Source organism: Wolbachia endosymbiont of Tuta absoluta (assembly GCF_059414725.1).
Window position 1 is genome coordinate 1 of record NZ_JBNRJY010000268.1, and the last position, 249, is coordinate 249.

Consider the following 249-nt stretch of genomic DNA (forward strand, 5'->3'; position numbering starts at 1 on the left):
TAACTTCGGGAGAAAGGTCGCCAGCAGCAATGCTGGCCGCAGTGAAAAGGTCCAGGCGACTGTTTATCAAAAACACAGGGCTCTGCCAAATCGTAAGATGAAGTATAGGGCCTGACACCTGCCCGGTGCTGGAAGGTTAAGGAAGGTGCTTAGAGGTAACTCGAAGGCATTAACTGAAGCCCCAGTAAACGGCGGCCGTAACTATAACGGTCCTAAGGTAGCGAAATTCCTTGTCGGGTAAGTTCCGAC

At 51.4% G+C, this 249-nt stretch carries 1 rRNA gene; it reads left to right on the forward strand.

The features are described from left to right. Positions 1-249, forward strand: a 23S ribosomal RNA gene (locus ACJ5GX_RS02965); the annotation flags it as partial.